Raw genomic sequence first — 6,063 nt, forward strand, 5'->3', positions numbered from 1 at the left:
TCGCGATCGCCGCCGGCGCCGAACACCACCGCGAGCCGTCCGGTCGGGCGGCGCAGGGTCCGCAGAACCTCCTGCAGCGCGCCCGGCTTATGCGCATAGTCGACCAAGGCCAGGAAGTTCTGCCCGCGGTCGATCCGCTCGAGTCGTCCGGGGACCTGGGTGTGCCGGAGTCCAGTGGACGCCTGCTCGGGGGAAACTCCGACAGCGTCGAGAATCGCCAGTGCAACAAGGCAATTGGCGATGTTGTAGTCCCCAGGGAGGGCAATCCTCAACCGGTGGTGCACACCGGCCGGGTCGACGGCGGTGAACTCCTGCTCGCCGGCCTCAGCCGTGACTGCTTCGACGCGCCAGTCCGCGGGCCGACCCTTCGTGCTGACCGTCGTCACCGTGTCAGCGCGGTGGGCCATCGACCGGCCGGCGTCGTCGTCGACGCACACCACTGCGCGACGGGCGTGCAACGGCGATACCGGGTCGAACAACCGCGCCTTGGCCTCGAAATAGTCCTCCATCGTCGGGTGGAAGTCGAGGTGATCGCGGGACAGGTTGGTGAAACCGCCCACCGCGAACTGAATGCCGTCGACGCGGCCCAACGTCAGCGCGTGACTGGACACCTCCATCACGACGGTGTCGACGCCGCGCTCGGCCATCACCGCCAGCAGGGCCTGCAGCGCAGGCGCCTCGGGCGTGGTCAGCGCGCTCGGGATGTCGACGCCGTTGATACGCACCCCGACGGTGCCGACCAGCCCCACCGTCCGCCCTGCCGAGCGCAGACCGGCTTCGATCAGATAGGTCGTCGTCGTCTTGCCCGACGTCCCGGTGATGCCGATGACCGCCAAGCGCTCGGACGGATGCCCGTACACGGTGGCGGCGAGCCCGCCCAGAACGCTGCGGGGTTCGGGATGGACGAGTACGGGCACCACGCCGGCGTCACGGTTCAGCTGCGCCAACCCGGCCGCGTCGGTGAGCACCGCGACGGCTCCGCGTTCGACCGCATCGCCGTAGAAGCGGACACCGTGCGTCGCCCCGCCCGGTAGCGCGGCGAACAGGTCGCCGGGCTGGACATCCTGAGCCCGCAGGGTCACGCCGGTGATCGGCAAATCCGACGCGGAGTTGCCCTCGGCGGGAACTGCGCCCACCTGAGCGGCCAGCGTCGAGAGCGGCACGCCGGCGCCGGTGGCGGGGCGCAGCGCAGCGGGCACCGCCATCACCTCCGTCCGCCAACTGGTTTCCGACGCCGGGGTCAGCGCCTCCATCAGCCCTGACACCTTATCGAGCGGGAGAGCTTCGACGGACAGCCGTTACGGCTTGAACGACAGGTAGAGCACCACAACGTCGATGCTGAACAGCGCGAACGCCGCCAACGGGATCGCGAATCCCCAGCCCCGCCGGGCGGTCCGGGCCGAGGCGATGATCGTCGCCAGCGAAAGAAGCGGCGCACCAAAACCAATAGGGTCATCACGGGAACTGGCGGACCCATACGCGGGCAGTCTTCGTAGGCGCATCGATCGGTGCCCATCGCGGCCGCGAAGCCGAACAGCATGACGAACAACGCGCCCGGCACCGTCAGGACCGCAAGGATCCAATTCAGAACCAAGCGACACCGGGGCTCGGTTCGGGTTGTCATCTCACGGTGTGGGCGTGGGCGCGGGGCTGTCGGTTTCGCGCATCCGGCAGTCCGACGTCGCCGCCAAGACCGTCCCCGCCTTGGTGCCGAAATGAAACTGTGCCCCCGAACCGGCAATGGCGAGGTCCTTGTTGCCCGGCTGGTCGATGAACACGCTCACGGTGGCGGCCCCGAATCTCGCCGCACCGTCTTTCACGATCTGCACCGCCTTCGGCCAGACGTTGTCAGGGATGGCCCGGTCGAACGCCAGTCGGTAGTACACCTGGACCGCGCGGGTCCAGGCGAAGTCGCCGCCGCAGCCGTTCCAGCTGTTTTCGTCAACCTTCCAGGTCATGCCCGGCACCAGCGCAACGATCTGGGCGGCCATCTGATCCGTCGCCGCCACATACTGCGCACGCGCAGCTTCGAAACTCGGTTTCGAACGCAGCCCGTTCTCGAGTTCCGCGACACGCTGCGGACCAGGATTGCCTTGCGTTCCCGAATCTGTTGCGCCACAACCGAAAACTGACATCGATATCACCACCATCCACACAATCCACGCGGCCACCCGGACGGTCATCATCGACCCGGGTGTGGGTACGGGGTCAACGGCGTTGGCGCCATCACCAATTGCTGTCCGCCATCGGGTAAATCGGCGATGCCGGCGGCGATGACCGCCAGGTTGTAGCCGGACATTCTCAGCGTCTGCTCGCCTCCCGGACCGGTGACCGCGCGCGGGTAGTCGGCGTGGCTGTGCACACCCTCTCGCAGCACGCCGTCGGGGCTCGTACCGGCTTGCGACGACAATTCAGGCATCATGCCGCCGTACGGATCTGCGCCCCAGCCATGCAGTGGCGCTAGCGGCGCCACTTCGGGAATCCAGTCGTCGCCAGGGGGCGCCTTCATGACGAACGCGTGCCCATTGGCCAGCCCGAGCTGACTCGGGTTATCGAGCTCCAGACCCGGCGAGCCGTAGAACACCGCGTCGTTGACCGGATGCAAGCCCTGAGCATTGAGTTGCTGCAGGGCCAGCGAGGACGTGAGCGAACCGTAGCTGTGACCGAACAGGCTGAGATGCGCATTGGGGTTGTTGGTGTTCAGCTCCTGCAGATAGGAAGCCAGCGAGGCCGCTCCGGCCTTGGCTTGGCCGTCGTCGATGGTGCGCCAGAAATCGCGCGGGCTGGTCGTGTTGAGCACATTGGCCGGCGGGTCGTAGCCCATCCACGCGATGGTAACCACCGAACCCGAACGCCCCAGTCGTCGAAGCTCTTCGTTTGCCGTGTTCTGCAGATTTCGCGCTTCGGAGACCATGCTCGGCAGTGAATCCTTGGTGGTCGAGCCGATACCGGGCACGGTTACCGAGATGTCGGTCGCGGTGTCGGGGTTGCCGACGGCCACCGCGGCCGTGACCTTCTGACTCGGATCGGTCGGGATGTCCAGCTGGGTCAGGTAAGTCTCCGGTGCGCGTCGGAGCGCATCGTCGATGGCGTCGTATTCGCCCATCCGGTTCTGAGCGGCGTTCAACTGAGAGTTGAGGTCCTGCAGTCGATTCGGGTCACCGCCTGCTCTGGTTATGGCCTGCTTGAGGTCATTGATGTGCGCGTGGAGTTTGGCGCGCTCTTCGCGCACCCGCTCCTGGTTGGCATCGCTTTCACGCTGGGTCGGGGTCAACCCCTGCGGACCGACCGGTGGGCCGGCATCGGGCGGAATCGCGGTGTCGCCGTCAGCCATGTTGATCGCGGCGGCCAGCTCCTGGTCGACGGCGTTGGCTTCGGCGAGAATCGCGTCGAGCCGAGGCTGCAGCTGCATCTCGGCGATAAGCGCCTCTGACAGTAGGCAATTGGGGCCCGGGACCACTCGGTTGGTCATCGCGTCGATCGCCATGTGCAGTTCATTGGCGTCGCTGCGCAACATCCGCAGGTCGGATTGCACATGCTCGATACCGTCGGCGGCCTGGTCGGCGGCACGAGCCACCGCGAGCGCCTCGTTGCCGTGGACGTCGAGGTCTTGGCGGATGCCGGCGTTGACGTGCTTTCTGGCCTCGGCGGTGGCGCCTTCCCAGGTATCGAACACCGACAGGGTGCTCAGCTGACGCGACGCCTCCAAGGTGGCCCTCCCGCGAACGTTCGCAGCCTGAAACACCTCCCGCACCGCGCCGGCGTTCCACCGATCAATGTCGGCCACCGTCAACGTCACGACTCAGGGGCTGGGTGCACTGCGCGCAACTTCTCGACGTTCTCATTCTCAAGCGCGGTGAAATCGATGCCGTCGTTGTTCAGAGCCAACGCATGATCGCCGACACTGGTCAGCAGTCTGCGGGAGGTTTCCAACCAGGCAGCGGTCCTGATCTGCAGCGCCGCCCCCGAGCTGCCGACCCAGCCCGACTGGGCGGCGGCTATCCGGCTGTCCGACGACAAATGGGCACTCGCCAGATCGTCGCCCTGGCCCGCCACGTGCGCCGCCGAACTCGCCAATGCTTCAATGTCGACCTCGAAATTCCCGCCTGCCGCCATCACCGTCACCTCCCGCTGTGGTTCGTCATTCTCCCATATCACCGGGTGGCGGTCGGCCGCAATTCACCCCTGGCTACATGGCTTGCAGTGTCAACCGCGGACCGGGATCAGGTGATAGCGGGACGTTTCCGCGTTGCAGCAGCCAGCCGGCGATGTTGTGGAACAGCGGGGCCGCGGAGTGGCCGGGGGAACCGTCGGCGTTGGTGGCCGGGTTGTCCATCATGATGCCGATGACATAGCGCGGATCGTCGGTGGTGGCCATGCCCGCGAAGGTGATCCAGTAGACGTTGTCGTAGTAGCAGCCGCACGCCGGGTTGATCTGCTGTGCCGTCCCGGTCTTGCCGGACACCTGGTAGCCGTCGACGGCGGCCGCGGGCCCGGTGCCCTGCTGGTTTCCGGTCGGGTCACGCTGGACGACGCCGCGCAGCATGTTGCGCACGGTCCGCGCGGTCTCCGGCGAAACCACCCGAACACCTTCCGGGCGTGGCTCTTCGGTGCGCGCGCCGTCGGCAGAGATGGTGGACTTGATTATCCGCGGCGGAATCCGCACACCGTCGTTGGCGATCGCCTGATACATGCCGGTCATCTGCAGCAGGGTCATCGAAAGACCTTGGCCGATCGGCAAGTTGGAGAACGTGCTGCCTGACCATTGGTCGATCGGTGGAACCAGACCCTCGCTTTCACCCGGCAGGCCGACCCCGGTGCGCTGGCCAAGCCCGAATTTGCGCACCATGTCGTAGTAGCGCTGTGGTCCGACCCGCTGAGCGAGCATCAGCGTGCCCACGTTGGACGATTTCGAGAACACGCCGGTCGTTGTGTAGGGCGCGACGCCGTGCACCCAGGCGTCGTGCACCGTGACACCGCCCATGTTGATCGAGCCCGGAACCTGCAGCACCTCATCGGGATTGGTCAGGCCGTACTCGATCACCGAGGCAGCGGTGACAACCTTGTTCACCGAACCGGGCTCGAACGGCGAGGACACCGGCAGATCACCCAGCTGCTTGTTGCCCTGGCGCCCGATGTCCTGGGATGGATCGAAGGTGTTGTCGTTGGACATGGCCAGCACTTCGCCGGTCTTGGAATCGAGCACCACCGCCGAGACGTTGCGTGCCCCGGACAGATTCTTGGCCTGCTGCACCTGCTGCTGAACGTAGAACTGGATGTCGTCGTCGATCGTCAACTGGACCGTCGCGCCGTTGACCGCCTGATGCTGGTTGCGGTAGCTGCCCGGAATCACCACACCGTCGGAACCGCGGTCGTAGGTCACCGACCCGTCGGTGCCGGCCAACTCCGCGTCCATGGAATCCTCCAGGCCGAGCAAACCGTGCCCGTCCCAGTCGATTCCGCCGACGACGTTGGCCGCCAGCGAGCCGCCCGGATACTGGCGCAGGTCTTGACGCTCGGCACCGACCTCGGGGAATTTCCGGGTGATCGTGGTGGCGATCGCTGGGTCGACGGCACGGGCGAGATAGACGAACGTCTCGTCGCTGCGCAGCTTCTTCAGCACGGTGGCGTTGTCCGGCTTGTTGTTCAGCCGCGCCGACACTTCCTTGGCGATCTCCTTCAACCGCTCTTGCGGGTCAGGAGCTTTCGAGTTCTTCTGCTTGGCTTCGGCCAGTTGCTTCTGGATGCGGCGCGGCTGGAAGGTCAGCGCGCGGGCCTCGATCGTAAAAGCGAGCTGGTTGTTGTTGCGGTCGACGATGTTGCCACGTACTGCCTTTTCGGTGTCGGTGACCTTGAGCTGGCCCGCGGCCTCCGCGCGCAACCCGGAGGCGTGCGGCACCTGCAGGTAGAACAGCTGGGCGCCGGCCACTAACAGCGCCAAGAAGATGACCCCGTTGCCCACTCGGTGCCGGAAGACGAACGACGCCCCGCGGTTACCGATCTCGATGGCCTGACGGGTTCGGCGTTGACGCGCCGAGTGGTCAGCTGGGCTCGCCTTTGCCC

General features: G+C 66.2%; 6 protein-coding genes. All 6 read right to left on the bottom strand.

The window, feature by feature from the left end; all coding sequences use genetic code 11:
* Positions 1–1,205, bottom strand: a 1,205-nt coding sequence (locus WAN02_RS06335) for a Mur ligase family protein (RefSeq protein ID WP_422263321.1), incomplete at its 3' end; no start/stop codon positions are given.
* A gap of 93 nt (positions 1,206–1,298) precedes the next feature.
* On the bottom strand, positions 1,299–1,502 hold the full coding sequence (locus tag WAN02_RS06340) for a hypothetical protein (protein ID WP_422263316.1): 204 nt from the start codon (positions 1,500–1,502) through the stop codon (positions 1,299–1,301).
* A gap of 123 nt (positions 1,503–1,625) precedes the next feature.
* Positions 1,626–2,186: an LppA family lipoprotein gene (locus WAN02_RS06345; protein ID WP_422263317.1), complete on the bottom strand. Its 561-nt coding sequence runs from the start codon at positions 2,184–2,186 to the stop codon at positions 1,626–1,628.
* Positions 2,183–3,799, bottom strand: a complete 1,617-nt coding sequence (locus tag WAN02_RS06350; RefSeq protein WP_422263318.1) for an alpha/beta hydrolase — start codon at positions 3,797–3,799, stop codon at positions 2,183–2,185. Before WAN02_RS06350 ends, WAN02_RS06345 begins: the two co-directional genes overlap by 4 nt.
* The gene (locus tag WAN02_RS06355; protein WP_422263319.1) at positions 3,796–4,116 is read right to left on the bottom strand and encodes a WXG100 family type VII secretion target; all 321 of its coding nucleotides are present in this window, start codon (positions 4,114–4,116) and stop codon (positions 3,796–3,798) included. The genes WAN02_RS06350 and WAN02_RS06355 overlap by 4 nt, the downstream gene beginning before the upstream one ends.
* A gap of 73 nt (positions 4,117–4,189) precedes the next feature.
* The coding region (locus WAN02_RS06360) for a peptidoglycan D,D-transpeptidase FtsI family protein (protein WP_422263320.1) at positions 4,190–6,063 on the bottom strand (1,874 nt) is incomplete at its 5' end.

The organism is Mycobacterium sp. (assembly GCF_049281135.1).
Classification (GTDB): domain Bacteria; phylum Actinomycetota; class Actinomycetes; order Mycobacteriales; family Mycobacteriaceae; genus Mycobacterium.

Coding starts and splice junctions, on each gene's coding strand:
- WAN02_RS06340 (WP_422263316.1), bottom strand. CDS start 1,502: ATGCGCCTACGAAGACTGCCCGCGTATGGGTCCGCCAGTTCCCGTGAT.
- WAN02_RS06345 (WP_422263317.1), bottom strand. CDS start 2,186: ATGATGACCGTCCGGGTGGCCGCGTGGATTGTGTGGATGGTGGTGATA.
- WAN02_RS06355 (WP_422263319.1), bottom strand. CDS start 4,116: ATGGCGGCAGGCGGGAATTTCGAGGTCGACATTGAAGCATTGGCGAGT.